General features: G+C 72.1%; 1 protein-coding gene. It reads left to right on the forward strand.

Annotated elements, in window-relative coordinates:
• Window positions 1-294: helix-turn-helix domain-containing protein (locus Q7A36_RS41295; RefSeq protein ID WP_305109554.1), on the forward strand; the 294-nt coding region annotated here is incomplete at both ends.

Here is a 294-nt window from a genome sequence, read left to right on the forward strand (position 1 = left end):
GCCGCCAGCATCGCCGAGGCGCTGAACGCCGCCGGCTGGCACCCGCCCAAGCGCCCGGCTTTCGAGGCGGGGATGATCCAGCGTCTGATGTTCCGCCACGGCATGACCGCCGGCAGGCCGATCTGGAGCCGGTCCGTGCCGCGCCAGCCCGGGGCCGAGTGGACCCTTCACGAGGCAGCCGAACGCCTCGGGATCCATCGCCACACCGCCTATCGCTGGGTGCGCCAGGGCCACCTGCACGGCAAGCTGGCCACCCGCGGCGGCCAGCACATCTGGCTCGTGACCATGACTACT

The organism is Paracraurococcus lichenis (assembly GCF_030657435.1).
Classification (GTDB): Bacteria; Pseudomonadota; Alphaproteobacteria; order Acetobacterales; family Acetobacteraceae; genus Paracraurococcus; species Paracraurococcus lichenis.